Origin of the sequence: Enterococcus mundtii (assembly GCF_013394305.1) — a bacterium.
In the GTDB taxonomy this organism is placed as follows: Bacteria; Bacillota; Bacilli; order Lactobacillales; family Enterococcaceae; genus Enterococcus_B; species Enterococcus_B pernyi.
Map to the genome: position 1 here is coordinate 570,617 of NZ_AP019810.1, position 22,614 is coordinate 593,230.

The 22,614-nt window shown below is 39.0% G+C and carries 22 protein-coding genes and 1 riboswitch; of the genes, 5 read left to right on the forward strand and 17 right to left on the reverse strand.

Features of this window, described 5'->3' with window-relative positions:
• Positions 1-291: 291 nt before the first annotated feature.
• Entirely contained in the window at positions 292-1,398 is a 1,107-nt protein-coding gene (locus HZ311_RS02695; protein ID WP_023519992.1) for a baeRF6 domain-containing protein, read from the reverse strand.
• 476 nt (positions 1,399-1,874) lie between these two features.
• Here HZ311_RS02695 and HZ311_RS02700 point away from each other — a divergent pair, with 476 nt between their 5' ends.
• Together HZ311_RS02700 and HZ311_RS02705 are read left to right on the forward strand one after the other, a co-directional pair.
• Entirely contained in the window at positions 1,875-3,182 is a 1,308-nt protein-coding gene (locus HZ311_RS02700; protein WP_023519993.1) for a serine hydrolase, read from the forward strand.
• Between the two features lie 336 nt (positions 3,183-3,518).
• A complete protein-coding gene (locus HZ311_RS02705) occupies positions 3,519-4,721 on the forward strand; it encodes a YdcF family protein (protein ID WP_010734972.1) in 1,203 nt (400 codons plus the stop codon).
• Between the two features lie 50 nt (positions 4,722-4,771).
• Here HZ311_RS02705 and HZ311_RS02710 read toward each other — a convergent pair whose 3' ends face one another.
• From HZ311_RS02710 to HZ311_RS02725, 4 genes are all read right to left on the reverse strand, one after another.
• Positions 4,772-6,028, reverse strand: coding sequence for a voltage-gated chloride channel family protein (locus HZ311_RS02710; RefSeq protein ID WP_023519995.1), 1,257 nt, complete (start codon positions 6,026-6,028; stop codon positions 4,772-4,774).
• Between the two features lie 51 nt (positions 6,029-6,079).
• A riboswitch (Fluoride riboswitch) is annotated at positions 6,080-6,147 on the reverse strand.
• Positions 6,148-6,187: 40 nt separating this feature from the next.
• A complete protein-coding gene (locus HZ311_RS02715; RefSeq protein WP_137072597.1) occupies positions 6,188-6,844 on the reverse strand; it encodes a FusB/FusC family EF-G-binding protein in 657 nt (218 codons plus the stop codon).
• Between the two features lie 280 nt (positions 6,845-7,124).
• A complete protein-coding gene (locus tag HZ311_RS02720; protein ID WP_010734969.1) occupies positions 7,125-7,628 on the reverse strand; it encodes an HD domain-containing protein in 504 nt (167 codons plus the stop codon).
• A 123-nt stretch (positions 7,629-7,751) separates the two neighbouring features.
• On the reverse strand, positions 7,752-8,513 hold the full coding sequence (locus HZ311_RS02725; protein ID WP_023519997.1) for a TrmH family RNA methyltransferase: 762 nt from the start codon (positions 8,511-8,513) through the stop codon (positions 7,752-7,754).
• A gap of 108 nt (positions 8,514-8,621) precedes the next feature.
• Here HZ311_RS02725 and HZ311_RS02730 point away from each other — a divergent pair, with 108 nt between their 5' ends.
• Both HZ311_RS02730 and yidC read left to right on the forward strand, forming a co-directional pair.
• Positions 8,622-8,897: an acylphosphatase gene (locus HZ311_RS02730; RefSeq protein WP_023519998.1), complete on the forward strand. Its 276-nt coding sequence runs from the start codon at positions 8,622-8,624 to the stop codon at positions 8,895-8,897.
• 219 nt (positions 8,898-9,116) lie between these two features.
• Positions 9,117-10,055: a membrane protein insertase YidC gene (yidC, locus tag HZ311_RS02735; RefSeq protein WP_178946465.1), complete on the forward strand. Its 939-nt coding sequence runs from the start codon at positions 9,117-9,119 to the stop codon at positions 10,053-10,055.
• Positions 10,056-10,114: 59 nt separating this feature from the next.
• Here yidC and glyS read toward each other — a convergent pair whose 3' ends face one another.
• The 11 genes from glyS to HZ311_RS02790 form a co-directional block, all read right to left on the reverse strand.
• Complete coding sequence (glyS, locus tag HZ311_RS02740; RefSeq protein WP_023519999.1) at positions 10,115-12,184, reverse strand: glycine--tRNA ligase subunit beta; 2,070 nt, start codon at positions 12,182-12,184, stop codon at positions 10,115-10,117.
• A gap of 1 nt (position 12,185) precedes the next feature.
• On the reverse strand, positions 12,186-13,103 hold the full coding sequence (glyQ, locus tag HZ311_RS02745) for a glycine--tRNA ligase subunit alpha (protein WP_010734964.1): 918 nt from the start codon (positions 13,101-13,103) through the stop codon (positions 12,186-12,188).
• A gap of 375 nt (positions 13,104-13,478) precedes the next feature.
• On the reverse strand, positions 13,479-14,282 hold the full coding sequence (recO, locus tag HZ311_RS02750) for a DNA repair protein RecO (protein WP_023520001.1): 804 nt from the start codon (positions 14,280-14,282) through the stop codon (positions 13,479-13,481).
• Between the two features lie 281 nt (positions 14,283-14,563).
• Positions 14,564-15,463, reverse strand: coding sequence for a GTPase Era (gene era / locus HZ311_RS02755; protein ID WP_010734962.1), 900 nt, complete (start codon positions 15,461-15,463; stop codon positions 14,564-14,566).
• A 13-nt stretch (positions 15,464-15,476) separates the two neighbouring features.
• The gene (locus HZ311_RS02760; RefSeq protein ID WP_029594236.1) at positions 15,477-15,884 is read right to left on the reverse strand and encodes a diacylglycerol kinase family protein; all 408 of its coding nucleotides are present in this window, start codon (positions 15,882-15,884) and stop codon (positions 15,477-15,479) included.
• The gene (gene ybeY, locus HZ311_RS02765) at positions 15,868-16,344 is read right to left on the reverse strand and encodes an rRNA maturation RNase YbeY (protein ID WP_010734960.1); all 477 of its coding nucleotides are present in this window, start codon (positions 16,342-16,344) and stop codon (positions 15,868-15,870) included. Before ybeY ends, HZ311_RS02760 begins: the two co-directional genes overlap by 17 nt.
• Positions 16,345-16,364: 20 nt before the next feature.
• On the reverse strand, positions 16,365-18,554 hold the full coding sequence (locus HZ311_RS02770) for an HD family phosphohydrolase (protein WP_010734959.1): 2,190 nt from the start codon (positions 18,552-18,554) through the stop codon (positions 16,365-16,367).
• Between the two features lie 21 nt (positions 18,555-18,575).
• Positions 18,576-19,547, reverse strand: a complete 972-nt coding sequence (locus HZ311_RS02775) for a PhoH family protein (protein WP_010734958.1) — start codon at positions 19,545-19,547, stop codon at positions 18,576-18,578.
• Positions 19,548-19,880: 333 nt separating this feature from the next.
• A complete protein-coding gene (locus HZ311_RS02780; protein WP_010734957.1) occupies positions 19,881-20,327 on the reverse strand; it encodes a GatB/YqeY domain-containing protein in 447 nt (148 codons plus the stop codon).
• A 26-nt stretch (positions 20,328-20,353) separates the two neighbouring features.
• Positions 20,354-20,530 (reverse strand): 30S ribosomal protein S21, encoded by a 177-nt coding sequence (gene rpsU / locus HZ311_RS02785; protein WP_002356740.1) that lies wholly within the window; start codon positions 20,528-20,530, stop codon positions 20,354-20,356.
• Positions 20,531-20,694: 164 nt separating this feature from the next.
• Positions 20,695-21,123: a Fur family transcriptional regulator gene (locus HZ311_RS02790; RefSeq protein WP_010734956.1), complete on the reverse strand. Its 429-nt coding sequence runs from the start codon at positions 21,121-21,123 to the stop codon at positions 20,695-20,697.
• Between the two features lie 91 nt (positions 21,124-21,214).
• On the opposite strand from HZ311_RS02790, the gene HZ311_RS02795 reads away from it, so the two are divergent.
• Positions 21,215-22,072: a pyruvate, water dikinase regulatory protein gene (locus HZ311_RS02795; RefSeq protein ID WP_010734955.1), complete on the forward strand. Its 858-nt coding sequence runs from the start codon at positions 21,215-21,217 to the stop codon at positions 22,070-22,072.
• Between the two features lie 228 nt (positions 22,073-22,300).
• Here the strand turns inward: HZ311_RS02795 and HZ311_RS02800 are convergent, their stop codons facing one another.
• Complete coding sequence (locus tag HZ311_RS02800; protein WP_010734954.1) at positions 22,301-22,600, reverse strand: ArsR/SmtB family transcription factor; 300 nt, start codon at positions 22,598-22,600, stop codon at positions 22,301-22,303.
• Positions 22,601-22,614 lie beyond the last annotated feature (14 nt).

A 22,614-nucleotide genomic window follows, 5' to 3' on the forward strand; every position in this document is an offset into this window, starting at 1 on the left:
TACCAAGATTACCGAACAAAAACTACATAGTTATTGTAGCACATTAATTACAGTTTAGCTAGTAAATTTTGAACTTTTTTTATTTTTTTTTCATTCTTTTGCTTATTTATCCAAAAAAAACGAACGTTTTAATTTACGCTTAAAAAAAAATTCACTTTTAAACTTGATGATCTTCTGATCTTTCTCCCCTGAGAAATAAGAAAAAGCCACGAAATCAAATAAATGATCTACATGGCTTTTCCTTTCTTATAAAATGAATGATCAATCGGTTCTAGGTACTGTTCCTAGAGACTAATAACGCAATATCGCGGTCAAACTCTTTTCGTCAGGCGCATCTTTTTGATCCAAGATAAAGACTTGTCCGCCATTGGTGATCACATCATCAGCTAGTTGATTCAACACTTGTCGACGGTCGTACTCTGTTTCTGGGTCTTCACCAAATCCGTCAGCCAGATTAGAGGTCGCGATAAATAAGTGAGAAATCTTTCCCTCTTTCGCTGCTGGCACGATGTCCACTAGTTGATCCAAGAATTTTTTATCTAACAATTGATTGTAGCTACTTGCTTCCTTCGCTGCCAGTTCATCCGAAAGTTTCTTCGCACCTACTTCGATATCTTTTAAAGATAATTGGGCAGGTGAAGCTGAGATCGCCACATCCGAACGGTAATAAGGGTTTTTCGCCACTTTTTTGAACATTGTTTGATTTTCAGGCAAAGCATACAAGTACACAGGCCATTTTTCAGGATTATCCAAGCTGTCTTTAAGAAATTCATCGACCGCTTGGTAATAATTGATCCAGTCAATTTCAACTTCTTCGTCTTTAGGATTCACCCCATGGAATGTTGAGCCTTCACTACCATTTGACGAGTAGTTGATACCTCCACCTGTCAACTCAGATCCTAAAGCTGTCACCACATCTGTAGGTGCTCCTTCGGGTAGATCAACTTCTTTTACTTGTTTGTTGCTTACTTCGTAAAGCTTCATTGAATCACGATTCAATCCCAGTAAATAATACGAGTAGTTAAAATGTCCATTTTTAATGATCGCTAATAAATAAGGTAGGTCACTTACATAATATTGATCATCTACTGCAATGCTCAAACGATGAACAATGGTACTTTCAGGAGACAAGATCACCGCGACACTCGCAGTGGCACTGCGCCAAAATGAAGCATCTTCTAGTAGTTGATCGATTTTTTTTTGAAAATTCGACCAATCATGCTCCGCATATTTCTTTTCAAAACGTTTTTTTGCTTCTTTTGCAAAGTTCTTGAATTTGATCTGATCTTTTTCCACATCTTGATGTGCAACGTGAGTGTTTAGCATAATAGTAATAAATGGTCCTTTGACACCTTCTGAAGTCAGTTGTGACAGTAACTCTCTATCCTTTTTCGCCATAAACGTACCCCTCCTAAAAATCATTTCTTCAATACTACTAACTAAAGTCTACCACAACCATTTTTATCCATAAAACAAAATGGTCCCTAGACAAAAAATCGTTTACAATCCCATCTCTGACTAAGGATTGTTTTCTTCAACTATTCTTCAAAATTTCATCAATGATTCGTTACATTTCACAGCGAAATTATTCATACCTAACTGATAACATAGAGAAAAGTAGAAATCGAGGTGTTTATATGCAATTATTGATGATATTTAGTTTACTATGTATGACTGCTCTATTTGTATTCACTGCCTTTCGTCTAAATGAACCCGAGGCTCAACCTGTACGAGTCAAAAAGAATCAACGCTAACTATCCTCTTGTGTTCGTTTGGTTTATCTAAAGTTTTTTTCAGAAAGATTGAAACTACGCACACTCTCTGATAAAATTTTAATTTGTAGCAAATCAAATTAGAAAACAAGGGGATTGGACATGGGCACTAAGAAAAAACATTTCGCTTTACTGTTGGCAACGCTTCTTTTGACGTTAGGATCATTCTTGCCAACTTTATCCGTACAGGCCGATGAAGCATTTTCTGTGAATTCCCAAGCAGCATTTGCTGTGGACGCAACAAGCGGAAAAATTTTATACGACCAAGACGGAGAAAAAACAATGGGGATCGCGTCAATCTCAAAAATCATCGGGTTGTACATCGTACTTGACCAAGTCAAAGAAGGAAAATTATCCTGGGATGATGAAGTGGCAATCTCCGATTATGCTGAAACATTAAGCATTGCACCTAATTTATCGAATGTTCCCTTACATAAGGAGAATACCTATACTGTAAAAGAACTTTTTGACTCTGCCTTTATCCAATCAGCCAACGCATCAATGGTCGCTTTAGCTGAAAAGATCTCTGGTAGTGAAACAGCATTTCTGACTGTCATGAATGACCAGTTAAAAGAATGGGGCATTGAAAATGCAACGATCGTCAATGTTTCTGGGTTGAACAATGTTTACCTCGGCGCAAATCGTCCAGAAGGTACTGGCGAAGCAGATGAAAATCAAATGTCCGCAAAAGACGTAGCGATCATCGCACGTCACCTGTTACTCGATTTTCCTGAGGTACTAGAAGTGACGAGTACTGCAACAAAAATGTTTGGTGAAAACACAAAATCGCCGGTTGAAATGGTCAATTGGAATTGGATGCTTCCAGGTTTTATCAACTTCAAAGAAGGCGTTGATGGACTAAAAACTGGAACAACTGATTTTGCTGGTGCTTGTTTTGTCGGTACCATCGAACGAGACGGCAAACGCATCATTACAGTCATATTGAATGCGGAAGGTCATGAGCAAAACCCAAGCGTTCGGTTCACCGAAACGGCTCGCTTGATGGATTATTGCTATGATAACTGGTCAGTCAAAGAAATCGGTAAAGCAAACGCAAGCATTCCTTCACTCAAATCGATCGATGTGAAAAACGGAAAAGAAACTTCTGTCAATGTCGTACTAAAAAGCCCAGTCAGTGTCTGGGTCAGAAATGATATGGATACGGGTCAATTGACGATCACACCTAAGATCGATGAGACAAAAGTAAAGGATAATGAACTTGAAGCACCGATCGTTAGAGGCACAAAGGTTGGCACAGCCACTATCACTTTAGCTGATGATCAATTAGGGTACTTAGAAGATGGTGCCTCTCCAAGCACAGACATCATCACTGCTAGTTCGGTTGAAAAAGCGAATATCTTTGTGATCGGCTGGCGCAATGTCACTAATTTTTTCAGTAATCTATTCTAAATAAACATTCCAAATAGTTACATCCACTCCTTACCCAAACAGTAAATGCTGGCTCTTCTTCACGAATCGACGAGACGCTATCAACCTTTACTGTTTGGGTATTTTTCTGCTTCTTACAGAAAATAAATGTATTTTCTATTTTTTCTTTTTTTTATAACAGCATTTTTACAAATTTTTCGTTATACTGTAGATGGTAGATTGTTACTTGTAGGGTTGGTCTATGAGAGGCGAGTAACACTATCAGTTCGTGTTGAATAATCATCACTAGTCTGCTAATCAGCTGTTTCCTTTTCATTCGCAGTGATGACTCCACGATTAGAAAAAGGAGTTGGTATTATGAATTTAACAAGAGATTTGATTTTTTCGATTCTCTATATCGTAGGGATGGTTGGGATCATCACCTGGCGCAGGAAACAAAAAGATCCCGCGTTATTCTTTTATTGTGGTACTTGGACATTCACATTGATGCTTACGTACTTCGTTGTATTAGAGATTTTTTATGCGAGTTTTTATTTCTTGATCCCTCTCGCTTTTTTCAGTATCTTTGCTTTTTTTTACTTTACCGAAAAAAGGCGACTACTGAATGGTTTGATCTTCAATTTATTTTTGATTAGTTTCGGCGCTTATTTATTACTCTTACTTTTTGAGACGCAGAATATCTTTATTGGTGGGATTTTTGCTTTGATTGCAGTACCAGCTTTTTTGATTTTACTATTTGGCATATATATTTTGGTCGTCTTTCTCATTTGGAATGGCATCATCGTCTTAAAAAGAGAATCACGTTCACTAGCTAATCTTTTGACTTTACTGCTAGGGATTGCCTTAACGCTATATTTAATTGCCACTGTATTTTTAATCAACTACTTACCAGCGTGGATCAATGTTCTTCTTTCTGGTATAGCAGTCATCTTGATTTATCTGTTTATTGTCTTCTATAATTTTATGACTGTCTCTTTCTTATATCAGTTCAACCGACCACGTTACAACCAGAATTATATTATCGTGTTAGGCGCAGGCCTGATCAACGGGGAACGTGTTTCTCCCCTCCTAGCCAAACGGATCGACAAAGCAATTGCTTTTTATTGGGCCCAGAGTCATGCTACGCTCAATCCACCGATTCTTTTGATGTCTGGTGGTCAAGGTGCAGATGAAAAGTTACCAGAAGCAATTGCCATGAAAAACTATGCCTTAGAAAAAGGGATTCCGGAGCGGGACATTTTAGTTGAAACAAATTCAACAACCACTTTAGAAAATATGCGTTTCTCCAAAGAATTAATGGATCGTGAATCTGGCGGTGGCGCTTATCGTGCGATTTTCAGTTCAAATAATTACCACATTTTCCGTGCAGGACTCTTTGCGAAGCAAGCACAGTTAAAAGCCAATGGCATTGGTGCAAAAACAGCCTTTTATTATTTGCCAAATGCTTTTCTTAGAGAATATATCGCGATCTTGATGTTGCATAAAAAACGTCACATGATCGTATGTGGTATCATCCTTGGCCTGACTGCATTGTTAGCTTTGATCACACTTATTGCCTAAAAAAAGAAGTTGCGTTTCATGCAACTTCTTTTTTTCTTTCAATCAGTAAACTATTCTCTCTGATCATTATTCATTGGTAAAAATAAAATCCCTTTTTTGATCATTACTTTTTGTGCGGAATAGATTCCGTTATTTCCCGAACACATGAAACTGATCAAACAAATCATAAAAAAGAAACTAGCTGCTTCTCCTCCAAATAATTCGATGCCCATGACAAAACAAGCAATGGGTGTATTCGTCGCTCCAGAAAACACACCGATAAATCCTAATGCAGCTAGAAAAGGAATCGAAACATGCAGGATGGGCGCTAAAGTTGCCCCTAGAGTTGCACCAATCTCAAACAAAGGGGTCACTTCCCCACCTTGATAGCCAGCGCCTAAAGAAAGGACAGTAAATCCTAACTTACCGATAAAATCATAGGCATGTGCTTTTCCGGCAAACGCATCTTGCAATAAAGGCAAGCTAAGTCCTAAGTAGCGTTGTGTTTGTAAAATCATTGCCACAACTACGACAATTCCTCCACCTATAAAATTTCTAGTGATTGGATGTTTGAACCATTTCAGATACCACTTTTTCAAAAAGACGATTGAACGACTAAAAACCCAACCAATAATCCCAAAAGCGATACCCGCCACCATCAGTTTGCCAAAGAGTGCAGGACTCCACCCTGGAATTTCTCCCATCTTATAATGGATATGTGTGACACCAATCCTTTCGGTTACGAAGTTAGCAAATAAAGCAGCAAAAAAGCTGGGAAAGATCGCTTCTGTACGCATCTTTCCGATTGCTAGTACTTCAAGTCCAAACAATGTGCCTGCTAAAGGTGTCCCAAACACTGAACTAAATCCTGCACTGATCCCACTGATGACCAGCACCTCTCGCTCGATAGGACTCAATTTTAATCCCCTTGCTAGATTTTCAGCTAAAGCGCCACCCATTTGGACTGCTGTTCCTTCTCGACCGACAGAACCGCCAAAAAGATGCGTCGTGATCGTACCGAAAAGCGTTAAAGGAATCAATCGGAGCGGGATTTTTTCTTCCCCACCATTCCCTTGATCAATGACCAGATTATTCCCACGACTAGCATTCCCACCGTATCGTTGATAAAGAAACGCAAATAATGCCCCACTGACAGGTAATAGATACAATAACCAAGTATGTGCTTCTCGTAAATCCGTCACCACAGTTAAGCTATTTAGAAAAAAAGCGGAAAGTCCTCCCATTAGTACGCCTAAACAAGCAGTGATCACTAACCATTTCACCATATATGTCCCTATTTTGAATGGACTAAGTAACCGTTGATCCATTTTTCTATTCCTCCCCACAAAAAAAGCCTACTAAAAAAACGGATTCTCCGATTTTTAGTAGGCGTCATTAGTCATCTATCGATCGACATTTAAAGGCGAACACCATCACCTATTCATTTACAGAAAGTTTATCATACATTCTCAAGAAAAACAATGGTGCTATTTTTCTTTCTTCACGATGTCTGTAAATTCATAAAATGGTGCCAGCTTTACTAGTTGCTGATTGCACTGATCACTATCATGACAAATGTAATTTCCTTTTTTAGTATACGTGCCATCTGATCCTGATTTTGTCGTGGAAAGAAACATCGAAACACTCGAAGTCTTATGGCAAATCGCGCATACTCCTTTGATGATCGTCGGAGAAAGTGTCCCATGGACACCTTGTAGCCGCTCATCTGCATAATAAAGCAGATATTTCTTCTGTGTTCCTGGATCATTCCAGCCCACATAAGTATGCTCTTTAAGATCCAATGTTTGCCAATCTGGGTGTTTCAACTTTTTTACTTTTCGGAATATTTTTTCCACTTGGATTTTTGATGGTTGCTTGAATGGCGCAACATGTTCTTTTAAACGTTCGAGCAATTCTGTCGCTTTTTCTTTTTTCAAGTTTGTATCCATAACTTGCTTCACAAATGGTTCAACTAAGGCGATTACTTGTGGATCATTTTCTACTACCTCATTGATTCTTTCTTTGGCTAATGCTTGAACGGTTGCGACAGTTTTTTTATCATTCACTGAATGATAGACATTTAACAGTTGCTCGATTTCTCGTTTGATAAAGAAATATTGATACGTTTTGATTGTTGTTTCCATGATTTTTTGAGTCCTTTCTTCTTTCAAAAGTAGCTACTTTGAAGAAAAAAGAGTCCTTCAACAAAGTTAGCTTAATAACTGAAGTCCTTGAACTCTGCTAAATAAGATACGTATGGCATCTTATCATCACCCCCTTTATGCTTTTTTCATCTATGTACATTCACCTAATAAAGAGTTAACCTTATAAATCTTATTTCGTCAACTACTTTCGCAAAAAAAAACAGTCAAAGGTTTCCCATGATCGGGACCTTCGACTGTTTCCGTTCGGCTGGTCAAATAGTTAGATCGACTGTTCTTTTCCAAAATATCGTTGCCATTTTTGTTTCATTGTATCCGTTACTGGTTGCGCCGCTTCTTTCACTGCACAATACTTGTCAACAAATGTCACAATATAGCTTTCTTTGTATTTTGGTGGAGCGATCGTTGCTCCCCACATATGTTTCAAGATGATGTCGCGCTCTAAATCAGAAAGTTCAGTAATCTTTTCTGCATTTTTCACAGCGATCCTAGGATGCACATACGCATGTGTGCCTTCATCAAATTTTGTTGTACGCCAGTCATAATAGAATAGGTCATGTAAAAGTCCTGCACGTGCAGTAGCTCTTGCATCTCCACCCCATTTTTTTGCTAATTTGTAACTGTAATAAGAAACACTGATTGAGTGTTCCAATCTTGTCGAATGTACATGTTGGATATAATCAGCTAATTTTTGTACTGCTTCTGTTTCTAATAGATCTTCGATATAAGACATGTATTCTTCGTCTTCACGCCATTTTTCTGTCATAATTTTCGATCTGCCACCTTTTTGAATTTCATTTATCGTTGAAATTGTACATAGTATATCATTCATGTTCGGAATATTCTAGTGAGGTTGATTAAAAATCCAAAAAGCTTAATAGTTCCTTAATCAAGAAGAAAGATGATACAACAATATGCCGGTAGCTACGCCGACATTCAATGACTCAGCATGGCCATTCATCGGGATGTAGATATTTTTATCAGTTAGCGCCAATAATTCTGATCGCACCCCTTGCCCTTCATTTCCCATAATGATCGTATAATTTTTTGTTGGTACGACGGTTGGAAGAGAAACAGCTTCTTCATTGAGTTCTGTTCCGTATATCGCAAATCCTTTTTCTTTCAATTCAGGAATGAGCGCGTCTAACTCTTGTGAGATAACTGGTAAATGGTAATTGCTTCCCTGCATGCTTCTTAAAACTTTGGTGCTATAAATATCAGCTGAGCCTTTCCCTAAGATCACACCTGCTAAACCAAACGCATCTGCTGTTCGGATCATCGTTCCGACATTTCCAGGATCTTGGACATTGTCTAAAAGCAACCAGCCTCCTGTATCTATTGACACTTGGCTAACTTCTAGCGGCATCACTGCCACGATTCCTTGTGGTGTTGGTAGATCAGAGATCACCGCCATCACCTCATCAGTGACTAAAAAGCAATCCAATGCGTGTTGTTCGACCCATGTCCCCCATTCTGACCAGCCTCGTTCTGTCAGAAAGATCTCTTTAGGTATGACTTTGGCATTCACAGCTTCTTCGATCAAGTGAAACCCTTCAAGCAGGTACTTCTGTCCTTCTTCGCGGTGCTTCTTTTTATGTAATTTTTTTATTTCTTTGATTCTAGGATTTTTTGCTGATTGAATTTTTTTCACGTTTTCCACCTCACTTTATTATAGCATGGAATCAATCGTTGGGCTTGTTAGTTTTATAAAAAATCGTTATCATAAATTTATCAAATAGAGGAAAGAGTGGTGCTTCAAATGAAAAAAGTTAAAATGAATGTGCAAGGGCGTGTCCAAGGTGTAGGTTTTCGTTATATGACAAAAATAGTAGCTGATCAATTGGGCGTGACAGGAACAGTTAAAAACGAAGAAGATGGTTCGGTGACGATCGAAGCCGCTGGTGAGGAGGAAACCATCGATCAGTTCATCAAAGAAGTCAAGCTATCCCCTAGTCCCAGTGGCCGTGTCCAATATGTCGACTTGCAAGAACATCCGATGATGGAAGAACGAAAGAAATTTGATGTGATCGGCTAAATGTTTCTTCTTGAAAGCACATATGAAGAAAGTCGTTGTTGCCGTCTACTGGAAGATGATCGTTTCAATTCTCTGTTCTTTTATGTGCGCTTCCCTGTCCTTCCCATGATCGGTTAAACTTAAGGGAATTATTTGAATTTTCTATGAAGTTCATTGAATTATTCTCATATTTTTAGTATAGTTAAGCTTGTGTAAAAATTTTAAAAGAGGAAGTATTTTATGAATAAATGGAAAAATTGGTTACTAGGTTCTGGTCTTGTAACACTCTTACTTTTCTTATCTGGTTGTGTCAGAATGGATGCTGAAGGAAACCCTGATACATCTGGAATCGTCTATCGCGTATTAGTACAACCTATGGGACAAGCGATTACATATCTCGTGCAGAATTTCAACTGGTCATACGGTTGGGCTGTTATCTTGATGACTGTGATCGTACGAATCATCATTTTACCTTTAGGAATCAGTCAATCGAAAAAGACAATGATCCAATCTGAAAAAATGCAAGCATTGAAACCTCAAGTCAGTGCCGCCCAAGAAAAACTAAAAGCGGCAACGACCCGAGAAGAACAAATGGCTGCACAAGCAGAAATGCAACAAGTGTATCGCGAAAATGGGTTAAGTATGACTGGTGGAATCGGTTGTTTACCTTTATTGATCCAAATGCCGATCTTCTCAGCGCTGTACTTTACTGCTCGCTATACAGAAGGTATCCGTGAATCGACTTTTTATGGTATCGACTTAGGAAATCCAAGTTTAGTCTTAGTTGCGATTGCCGGGATTGCTTACCTAATTCAAGGGTACATCTCAACGATCGGTATTCCTGAAGAACAGAAAAAAACGATGCGCACCATGTTGATCGTTTCACCTGCGATGATCGTCTTCATGTCGATCAGTGCTCCTGCAGGAGTGACCCTTTACTGGGTAGTCGGTGGTATCTTTAGTTGTCTACAAACATTTATCACCAATGTGATCATGAAGCCACGCTTAAAAGCTCAAGTCGCAGAAGAATTGAAACAAAATCAACCGAAACAAGTCGTGACACCTCGAAAAGATGTGACACCTGAAGAAGCGACGAAACCAACGAAAAAAATCAATACACAAGCAACCAAGAAAAATGCTAACGGTCGAAATGCCGGTAAACAGCAACGTAAAAAATAAAAGGTTTGGGATGTTCGCATCCCAAACCTTTTTTGTTTCAAGCTTTTACTTGATCCGTCTTATTTTGTAATGATTTGATCCAGACTAGCAATACTTAATGCCATATCAGCAATTTGTTGCAACTGTGCTAAACGGTTGTTACGGACAGCTTCATCTTCGACCATGACCATCGTTTGATCAAAATACTGATCGATAACTGGTCTTAAGCTGACTAATTGCTCATAGTTCTCTTTAAGTGTACGTTCCGCAAACTGAGCTTTCACTTTCTCAACTGCTTCGTACAATGCTTGCTCTGCTTCATTTTCAAACAGGCTTGTATCAATCTCATTCGTTGTTCTTTCGGCTTTTTTCGCTAGGTTCATCACACGCGTCAAAGCTTCCATCGATGGTTTGAAGTTTTCATCTTGCAAACGTTCCTTCAACAGACGTGCAGCTGCAAAAACGGTTGTCAAATTACTTTCCTTCGCATTCAAGACAGCATCGATCACATCGTGGCGAATGGCTTTTGTCATCAATCGTTGGCGCAAACGACCTTTGATAAAGTCGATTACATCAGTTCCTTGAACGAAAGCTAACCCGAAACGCTCTTGATTTTCATTGATTGCAGCATTCACTTCTTGTTGTAATTGTGCCAATGGGAAAGCCCATTGTTTTGCTTCAATGATCCGAACGATACCATATGCTTGACGACGTAATGCGTAAGGGTCGTTTGAACCACTTGGCACCATTCCTACAGTAAAGAAAGAGAAAATACTATCTAATTTATCGGCAATGGCTAAGACTGCACCAATCGTCGTTTCTGGCAATTCACCTTCACTAGCGATCGGTAAATAATGTTCACGGATCGCTGTCGCAACCGCTGGATCTTCTCCATGCAACAACGCATATTTTTCACCCATGATTCCTTGAAGTTCTGGAAATTCTCCAACCATGTTCGTCACTAGGTCAAACTTATAGATTTCGCCGGCACGTTGTAATGCAGCTAGTTCTTCCCCCGATAAACCGACAGATTTACCGATAACAGATGCAATCACTTGCACACGTTGCATTTTTTCATAAATACTACCGATCTTTTCATGGAAAGTCACTGATTTCAACTTATTGACATAATGCTCGATTGGGAATTTTTTGTCTTCATTGTAAAAGAATTCCGCATCTTCTAAACGCGCAGTCAGTACTTTTTGGTTCCCACGAATAACGTTATCTAGCTTCACACGATCGCCATTTCGTACAGCGATAAAATGTGGTAAGAGTTGACCTTCGGCATTTCGAACATCAAAATAACGTTGGTGTTCCTTCATGGAAGTCACGAGTACTTCTTCCGGTACAGATAGATATTTTTCTTCAAAATCACCAGCAAAGACAGTTGGATACTCCACTAGATTATTGACTTCTTCAAGTAGGTCTTCATCAAAATCGATGTGCCAATCATTTTTTGTTGATAATTGAGTCGCTTGTTCCATGATCATTGCTCTTCTCTTTTGTGGCGAAGCAACTACAAATTGTTCAGATAGCTTTTCTTCGTATTCTGCTGGATGAGCAAATGTCACATCTTCACCTAAGAAACGATGCCCACGAGAAGTACGTCCAGTTTTCACATCTAAAAATTCAAACGGGATCACTTCTTCTCCAAATAGTGCCACGATCCAATGAATCGGGCGAATATATTCAAAGTCAAAAGAAGACCAGTGCATTGTCACAGGGAATGTCATGCTTTTAATCACATCGATCAATCCTGTCAAGACTTCGATTGCTGGTTTTCCTTGAGTATATTTCGTCACATAGACATATTCCACACCTTTGATTTCTCGGAAGGTGATATCGTCTGTCGTCAATCCTTGCCCACGAACAAATCCTTGAGCTGCTTTCGACCAGTTTCCTTCAGCATCTAATGCGATTTTTTTCGCTGGTCCCTTCACTTCTTCTTCACTGTCAGCCTGACGTTCTGGTACATTTGTTACTTTGATCGCCAAACGTCTCGGAGTAGAGAATGTCTCGATTGCATCGTAAGTCAATTGATTGTCCGTTAAAAACGCTGCTGTTTTTTCTTCTAATTGTTTCATGCTTGGTGTCACAACATGCGCTGGCATTTCTTCCAAGCCAATTTCTAATAATAAGTCCTTTGCCATCTTATTCACCTTCCTTAACAGTCGTTGGATTTTCTGATTGATTATTTAGCAATGGGAATCCAAGTTTTTCACGTTCTGCAACAAAGATTTTCGCCACAGATTTCGCCATGTTACGAATGCGAGCCAAGTAACCAGCACGTTCAGTCACAGATACTGCACCACGAGCATCTAATAGATTGAAGGTGTGACTACATTTTAAAATGTAATCATATGCTGGATGGACCAGATTTTCTTCAATACAACGTTTCGCTTCTTTTTCAAAACGATCAAAATTACTTAATAATAATTCTTGATCACTCACTTCAAATGAATATTTTGAGTGTTCATATTCAGGCTGTTTGAAGATCTCACCATATTTGACACCTGCTGACCATTCAAGATCATACACACTTTCCACTTCTTGGATATAAGAAGCTAAGCGCTCTAACCCATAAGTGATTTCTGAAGTGACTGGTTTACATGGCAAACCGCCGACTTGTTGGAAGTACGTAAATTGCGTGATTTCCATGCCATCTAACCAGACTTCCCAACCAACACCGGCACAACCCATCGAAGGGTTCTCCCAGTTGTCCTCAACAAAGCGGATATCATGTTCTAACGGATCGATCCCTAACAAACGCAAGCTTTCCAAGTAAAGTTCTTGGATATTTTCTGGTGATGGCTTCATCACCACTTGGAATTGATGGTGTTGATATAACCGGTTAGGATTCTCACCATAACGACCATCAGCTGGTCGACGTGATGGCTCAACGTAAGCGGCATTCCAAGGTTCTGGACCGATTGCTCGTAAAAACGTGTAAGGGCTCATTGTACCTGCCCCTTTTTCTGTATCGTATGCTTGCATCAGCATACAACCGTTCGATGACCAAAATTTTTGTAATGTCAAAATCATTTCTTGAACTGTTTGCTTCTTACTCATATAATTACCCCTTTCATCTTAACCAAGAATCAAAAATAGTAACAAAAAAAGTCCCTATGTTTGCGTAAACAAACATAGGGACGAATATCTTCGCGGTTCCACCCTACTTCCGAGCGACTCGGCAGCTTCGTTGATCGTACTCACAAGTGCCTCTTCAAAAACCGTTAGCATTCGGCTCACACTCTCCCGAACTCGCTTGTGCCACTTGATTTTCTACTGATCTTGATCATCGTACGTATGTGATTATTGAATATCCTTTATAAATGACATTCGTCTATTGAAAAAACAATAGTTACTATCTAGGCTTTATAATAGACGTTAACCAAGTACTTTGTCAAATATTTTTGAAAAAAATCCATTGTTTCAAACATTTTTTCATTCTTCTGCAGGATTTTCCTTCGTTGCCTCATTGGTCGGTTTCATGATATGTTCCCAACTTTTCATTTGATCAATAAACTTTTTACTTTTCAAATGGATGCCTACGTATTCTTCATATAACAGATCAATCAATTGGCGAATCTTTTGTTTGGTTTCTTCTTTGAGGTCGATCCCGCTGATGCGATCATACGAGATTGCTGAGAAGAGCCGTACGAAGTGAACTGCACGTGGGTCCGCGTGATACCGATAATGATCTAACTCCCAGTGATTTTCACATAAGACGCCTCCATATTTGGATGAATAATCAAATTTTCCTTGCGTCTTTCCACACACTGCACAGTGGGTCCAAACTGGCGAGATCCCGAAACGTTGCAATAATTGAATCTCAAAAATATTCGTAATGATCTCTGGGTCATCTCCTTGATCCATGCGTTGCAATGCTTGGTGTGTGAATTGAAATAGATTCGGATCATATTGCCGATCCTCGATCGCCGCATCCACTAAGTTCAACAAATAAGTCCCGTAACCGCTAAGAAAAATATCTTCTTGTATCTTACGAAACGAGTGGACATCTTTTACACTGTTAACAAAGGACAAGCCTTCATTATGAAAATGACCAATATAAATTGCTTCCGTAAAAGGCAACAATGCGGGTGCAATCGGTTGATTTTGACGATGGATCCCCTTGACATAAAACATCATTTTTCCTGCCGATTCTGTAAATATCTTGACTAATTTATCTTTTTCCTTGTAGTTGCGACTAGAAAGGATGATTCCTTTTGATTCTGCAAGCTGACTCATCGTCACCCCTCCTCTGACTTTAACGTAAATTGCTTTTTTAAATTGAAAAGAAGGAAAAAGTCATGCGAGCATCCGTGAAGTCGAGACAAAAGTAACTATTACTTTTATTCCAGACTCTTAATTGCTTCCATGACTTAGTTGTCCTCTAACTTCTGTAACTGGATAACCGGTGCTCAAGAGCAACTCTTCAATAGTAAGGCGAAACGTGAAAAAATATGGAAAGCTATTTTCCCACGTTTCGCCTTACTATTCGGAGCTGACCGGCTTTCTCACAACCTTGTTTAATACTCGTCTTGACGATATCCAAAGTCTTGTAAATAGACTCGTTTGTCTCGCCAATCTTTTTGGACTTTTACCCAAAGTTCTAGAAAGACTTTGTCCCCTAGCAGATTCTCAATATCTCTTCGTGCTTTTGTTCCGATGTCTTTCAGCATCTTACCGCCTTTACCGATTATGATTCCTTTTTGACTATCCCGCTCGACAATGATCGTAGCTTGGATATGGATTTTATTATTCTCATTACGTTTCATCGTATCGATGACTACTGCGACTGAATGGGGTACTTCATCTCGTGTCAAAAACAAGACTTTTTCCCGAATCAATTCAGAAACGATAAAATACTCCGGATGGTCAGTGACTTGATCGTCTGGGAAATATTGCGGGCCTTCAGGCATTTCGTCCACTAAGACCTCCATCAAACGTTCGACATTGTTTCCTTCTGTCGCAGAGATCGGAACAACTTGGGCAAACTCCATTTGTGAGGAATAATCTTCAATGATCCCTAATAACTCATCTGGATGGACTTTGTCGATCTTATTGATCACTAAATATACCGGTGATTGGACATTTTTCAAGCGTTCGATGATGAAATCGTCGCCTTTTCCTCTTTTTTGATCGGCGCTGATCATGAACAATACCGCATCAACTTCACGTAAAGCACTATAAGCTGTTTCTACCATAAAATCGCCTAAGCGATGTTTGGGTTTATGGATTCCAGGTGTATCAATAAAGATCAATTGTGCTTCAGGAGTCGTATACACTCCTTGGATCTTATTTCTTGTCGTTTGCGCTTTATCACTCATGATCGCGATTTTTTGACCAACGATCCGATTGAGCAACGTCGATTTACCAACATTTGGTCGTCCGACGATTGCTACAAATCCAGATTTATGTTCTGACATAATTACTCTCCTTTTAATTAAAAAACAGTTGATAGATTTTTGGACCAAATAAGATGATCCCCACGATTACAGCGAAGCAAGCAGTCAATAACACTGCCCCAGCTGCCATATCTTTGATTTTTTTCCCAATGGGATGAAAATGGAAGTCTGTGAACATATCCACTACATTCTCAAACACAGTGTTCATGATTTCGACGATCCATACGAGAAAGACTGAAAGGAGCAACCATAGCCACTCCATTCGATCCAATTGAAAGATGAACCCCATGATCAGAGCAATGATCCCAAGAGCCACATGTTTCTTCATATTTCTTTCTTCATCAAAAACGGTTTTGACTCCTTGTAAAGCAAACTCCACTGACATCAAAAAATGTTTGTTTTTATCTACTTTTTGTTCTTCTCTTTTATCTTTTAAGTCCATAAGCATCTAAAATCTCTTTCTGTAAGCCAAACATTTCCGCTTCATCTTCAGGTGTCATATGGTCGTAGCCGTTGATGTGTAAAAATCCATGGACGGCTAAGAAGCCTAGTTCGCGATCATAGGAGTGACCATATTCTTCAGCTTGTTCTTTTGCCCGATCGATTGAGATCATGATATCTCCCAATACACGAGGCATTGGCTCATCGTCCTCTTCAAAAATCACTGGGATCTCGTCTTCACCTTCATCTTCTAACGCAAAACTGATCACATCTGTTGGTGCGTCTTTGCCACGGTACGTACGATTGATTTCTTGGATAGACGGATTATCCATGAAGGTCACCGACATTTCCGTCTCATCTGATAAAGAAAGTTTTTTTGCCGCAAATTGAAGCAATTCTTCAATTTCTTTGATTTTCGTTTCAGATACAGTGTTTGTTTCATCGATAAATGTAATATCCATTAGTCATCGCTTCCTTCTTGCTATTCTTTTTCTTGTTTCATTTTTTCTGCTTCAGACTTCATTTTAGGGTATTTGATCCTTGAGTGGAAGGTACTGCTCAATCCACTAACAAGAGATTTTTCAACTTTGCGGATTTCTTTGAGTGTCAATCCACTATCATCAAGCTGACCATCAGAAATCCGTTCTTCAATCAAATTATGCACAAAAGCTTCGATTTTTTCACTGGTTGGATGATCCATCGCTCGCACAGCGGCTTCGCAACTATCCGCAATATTGACGATCCCAGCTTCCCGTGTTTGCGGTCTAGGGCCAGGGTAACGGAATTGTTCCTCTGTTACTTCGGGATTACGTTCTTTTGCTTTGATATAGAAATAACGCATCAAAGTCGTCCCATGATGTTGCTTGCAGATATCGATCACCATTTGTGGCATATCGTACTCTTCTAAAATCTTCGCACCGTCTGTCACATGCCCAAAAATAATTTGTTTACTATCTTCAGGAAGTAAAAAGTTATGGGGATTTTCCGCACCAGAAGGTAAGTTCTCCACGAAAAAGCTGGCATGTTTGATTTTGCCGATGTCATGGTAATAACAAGCCACACGTGTCAACAATGAACGCCCACCGATTTCAGCAACTGCATTCGCACTCAGATTCGCAACCATCATACTATGATGATACGTTCCCGGTGCTTCTTCTAACAATTGCTTCAATAATGGATGGTTCGGGTTACTCAATTCATTTAGAACGATCACACTGTCGTCATTCACTAATAGCTCAATATAAGGGTGCAGACCAATCGTCAGTAAATACGACAGAAATGCGCCCATGAAGCCACATACAAGTGTTAACCAAGTGGTGCCATCGCTAAAGCTCATGCCTTGATAAACCACTAAAACGACATCCATCAATAACGGAAAGACAACGACCCACATGATTGCTGGGAACCATTGTTCTGAAATACGTTGCCGTTTTAAAATGGCTGCTAAAAAGCCGGCAAATAGGTACGAGACCAAAATCACAGTCAAGAAATTCGTACCGATCGAATTGTAAAAAATGAATAGCGCTGAAACTGCTTGGAATAACGCAGCCATGATACCCGCTCTTCGATTCAAGAAAAAGTTTAAGACAAGCGGTACAAACGCTGCTGGGTAAAGTAACGGAATATACGTCGCTTGCTCTGTTTGAAAGACTTGGAAAAATTTCATCAATAAAATACTGATGGACATCGCTGTTACGTAGAAAAGAATATACTCTGTTCGTTTGAATAGATCTTTATACTGTAGTGAATTGTAGAATAACACACCAATTTGCAATAATACCGCTAGAATCATAGCGACAAGAGGAAAAATCGAAGTAGATTGACTCGTCAAACCTAACAACTCTAATTTTTTCATAGCAGCTGCATCGATTTGATTCCCTTCACGAACAATGATCTCCCCTTGGAAAATCATGACGGGTTGGATGGAGTCACGTGCCTCTTGCTTCAACTCTTCTGTTCGTTTTTCATTTAGCACATCATTCACAACAATGCCCTGATCGACTAAATAGCGGATCATTTCTTGTTGTTCTGCCGAAACATTCAAATACTGGATCTTATCATTTGCTTCTTGTTTGAAATTATCTAAATCACTTTCTCGAACTTGCTTACTCATTTGTTCGTCGATCAATTTCAAGCTTTCATCACGAACCGTCGTAATCTCGCTTTCTGACATATTCATGATCGTTGAGTAAAAACTATTTGGTAATTTTTGGTAGAACGCGACATCATCCGCATTTGAACTTTCGAATATTCGTTTCAATGCGGCTATCCGTTCTTCTACTGTTGGCTTTGGAACATTTTCATCTTCTTTTGCCTTACTGACTTTTTCTTCGTATTGTTTGTCGATCGTGTCATTCGCACGATCGATCAAAACAAACAGTTGATTGATCCGACGATCTTGTTCCGAAGCTAGGTCACTTTGGTAGGTGTACTCAGGTGTCACTGCTTCAGCTGCTAATTTCCTTTTTTGTTCGGTTTCTTCCGTGTTCTCAATCGTTTTATTGGCACGGATACTTTCTTCCGCTACTTGTCCCTCTCTAAAATCATTGGGCTTTTGCTTCACGCTGCTAAACGTGATCCCACACATCAATAGAAAGAAAAGCAATAAGAGAAAAGGTGCTGCAGCTTTCCCTAATTTCGCTTGAAGCTGCTGCAATATTTTGTTCAACATGTGGTAATCCTCCTAAAAAAGCTATTCTTGATGAAGATCCGCTTTTTCATAAGCTTTGATGATTTCTGCCACGACAGGGTGACGAACGACATCACTAGCTTCAAAATTCACAAAATCGATTTTTTTGATTTGTTTGAGTGTTCGTTCTGCATGGATCAATCCACTCATTGTCCCTTTTGGTAAATCGATTTGGCTCGTGTCCCCATTGACGATCATTTTTGACTGATAGCCAAGCCGAGTCAAAAACATTTTCATTTGGGCGACTGTTGTGTTTTGCGCCTCATCCAAAATCACAAAGGCATCATCTAACGTTCTACCACGCATATATGCAAGTGGTGCAATCTCGATGATTCCTCGCTCCATCAAACGATTGGTATGATCCAACCCAAAAATCTGGTACAGTGCATCATAAACTGGTCGTAAATATGGATCGACTTTTTCCTTCAGATCTCCAGGTAAGAATCCAAGATTTTCACCTGCTTCGACGGCTGGACGAGTCAAGATGATTTTTTGGACTTCGCCTTTTTTTAAGGCAGCAATCGCTAATACGACAGCCAAAAATGTTTTCCCAGTACCAGCTGGTCCTACGCCAAAGACCACATCATGTTTGGCGACAGAATCGACGTATTTTTTTTGTCCGCTGTTTTTGACACGGATCGGTTTGCCATTGCGATCTTTGACGATCTCTTGTTCATACATCTCAACAAAATAGTCCAATGTCCCTTTTTGAGCCATTTTCAAGGCAGTGACCACATCAGGCATACTGATATGGATCCCTCGTTTGATCAATTCTTGTAACGTTCGGATGACGGAAGCAGCCAAAGAAATATCGGTTTCTTCCCCGATGATCTGGATCACTTCACCTCTTGTGTGGATCGTCGTTTCAGTTGTTTCTTCGATCAGTTTGATATGTTTATCATGTGACCCTAAAAGCATACTGATATCATCAGTTGCTGTTAATCTAATATCCAAAGAACTAGACGCTTCTGTCAAAAATAGACATCTCCTTTATTTCAAATCGTTCTTACCTATTCTACCATAATCATGAAAAACTATATAGCGAATAAAATGAGACGACTTGAGAAAAAAGTTTTAATTTGGATTACTGAGACAAAACGTTCTTCAACTAAAACAACCTAATCATTTAGTAACTAGCAGAGATACCTGACTTTGATCATCAGTTGTCCGATTTATTTTAATCTATGAATCTTTTGTCAAGTAACAACAAACGTTTTTAAACAAAAAAATATTGATCAAAAAACTATTCTTTTAATGAACACAAAAAAACTACAGACACTTTCGCGTCCGTAGTTTCGTTTGCTAAGATTAAGACTGCAATAGTTCTTTTACGATAGCATTTACTTGATTTCCATCAGCTTTTCCTTTGACTTTAGGCATGATAACTCCCATGACTTTACCAAATTCTTTTGCAGATGAAGCACCTGTTTGCGTGATCGCATCTTGAACAAGTTGTCGAATTTCTTCTTCAGAAAGTTGCTCTGGCATATACTTTTCGACTATCACAATTTCACTTTTCACTTTTTCAGCTAAATCGTCACGTCCAGCTTCCTCGAATTCATGCAAAGAATCACGGCGTTGTTTCATTTCGCGAGACAACACTGTTAGTTCTTCTTCTTCTGTCAAGTCGTGACCTTCTTTAATTTGCTCGTTTTGTATAGATGACTTGATCATACGAATCACCTGTAAAGATTCTTTATCTTTAGCTTTCATCGCTGTCTTCATGTCATCGTTCAATCTACTTAGTAGTGACACACTACCAACTCCAATTCATCAAAGAACTAGAATTTTTTGCGTTTTCTAGCTGCTTCAGATTTTTTCTTACGCTTTACACTTGGTTTTTCGTAGAATTCACGTTTACGAGATTCTTGTAAAGTACCCGCTTTTGACACGGAACGTTTGAAGCGACGAAGAGCATCGTCAAGTGATTCGTTTTTGCGAACGACTGTTTTTGACATATTAATTCCCTCCCTCCGAGCTTAAAAAGTAACCGTAATTGTTATTGAAATGTTAATCTCAAGAAACAAGACTGTTCTATAAACATTATAGCTAAAGCAGTTTTGACCGTCAAGAGAATCTTATGATTTTTTTAAATAATCACCTGTTATTTTATTGAAAATTATTATTGACAGCTCTCACAGCGACCAAATATCTCAAAGCGATGCCCTTCAATGGTACACCCACTGAGTTGTTCTTCAAAATAATTCATTGGACACATATGGATTTCTTTTGTCGTCCCACAAACGGTACATATGAAGTGGTGATGATGCCCAATCTCGCCTTGACAACAATGAAAACGGAATTTCATTTCTCCATTTAGATCCGTTTCTTCCAAAAGATCTAACTCTGAAAAGTCATGTAAATTACGATAGATCGTATCATAGCTGACTCCTTTAAATTCCTGACTCATGTAGTCAAAGACTTCTTTTGCAGAGACGTAACGATTTCGTTTGATTAAATATGCGAGTAATGCTTCTCGCTTTTTCGTGTATTTGAACCCGTTATTTTTCAATGTTTCTAAAGATTGTTCGATCAATGTTTGTTTATTCATCATTATCCCCCAAATCAAAATGATTACGAAGTATGTACACTCGAGTATGGTATAATAAACCTAAAAAAAAAGCAAGCGAGGTTTTTTATTTATGACTGCCGAATCAAATGAAGTCGTCACCTTTTTTGTCATTTCAGACTCTGCAGGTGAAACAGCAACAAAATTAGCCCAAGCCACAATGGCGCAATATCCATCTATCGAATTTAGTTTATTTCGACGAACTTTTGTGACTGATCCAGAGACGTTGCAACGCGCACTAAATGATGCATTGTCAGAACAAGCATTAGTTCTCCATACATTGATCAACCAAGAATTGGTGGATTTAACAAATGAATTTTGTCAAAAAAACAAATTATACAGCTTTGATGTATTGACCCCGCCAATTGCAGAAATCGAGCGCTTGACTGGCATCAAACCGACACGTCAACCAGGGGCACTTCACTTATTGAATGAAAATTATTTCAAACGAATCAAAGCGATGGAGTTTGCGGTGAAATATGACGACGGAAAAGATCCTCGAGGTTTTTTGGAAGCCGATGTCGTCTTACTTGGTGTTTCCAGAACTTCTAAAACACCATTAAGTTTGTTTTTAGCCAATAAAAATTTAAAAGTAGCGAATCTCCCACTGATACCTCAAGCACATATCCCTAAACAGTTGTGGGAAATCGATCCGAAGAAGATTGTTGGATTAACAAATAACCCTGATATTTTAAATAACATTCGTAAAGAACGCATGCGTTCATATGGCCTGAATCCAGATACTGCGTACTCCGATATCGAAAAAATTCGTGCAGAATTGGAATTTGCCAATGAACTTTATGAAAAATTAGGGTGTGTCGTCATCAATGTTGCTTCTCTTTCCATTGAAGAAACAGCATCATTGATATTGAATGAGTTAGAGCTGGAAGACCATAGCTATTACGGCACAGAAACTTCGGAAGAGAAATAGCTTTTTATTATCTTTTTAAATGATAAAAATAGGAGTTGATCGAGGTCGGGACAGAAGTGTTCAACCTCGAGAAATAAGGCGCCATCCACGAAAATTGTTCTTCAAATTTTTGTGGATGGCGCCTTATTTCCGAAGTGGTTACTTCTGTTCCCGCCGTTTATTCGGTTTTAGGTGGTACAAGAGGACCAATGTCCCAGACACTTTCAAATCCTTTTTTAATGACTTTAGTTAGCTTTTTTGATGCTCTACATGTTTGATCGTTTGTTCTAAAATATCTAATACATGAAAGTCATCTAAACTGTAAAGGATCGTTTTTCCTTCACGTCGTGATTTCACCACGTGGTTTTCACGTAACAACCGTAATTGATGAGACACAGCCGATTGTTCCATTTGAACAGATTGACTGATCGACGTCACATTTTTTTCACCATCTTTTAAATAAAGTAAAATATTCAAACGTGTCGGATCACTTAATACCTTGAATAATTGACTCACTTTTTCTACTTTAATGTTTTGATTCCCCGACAAACGATTCACCTCCA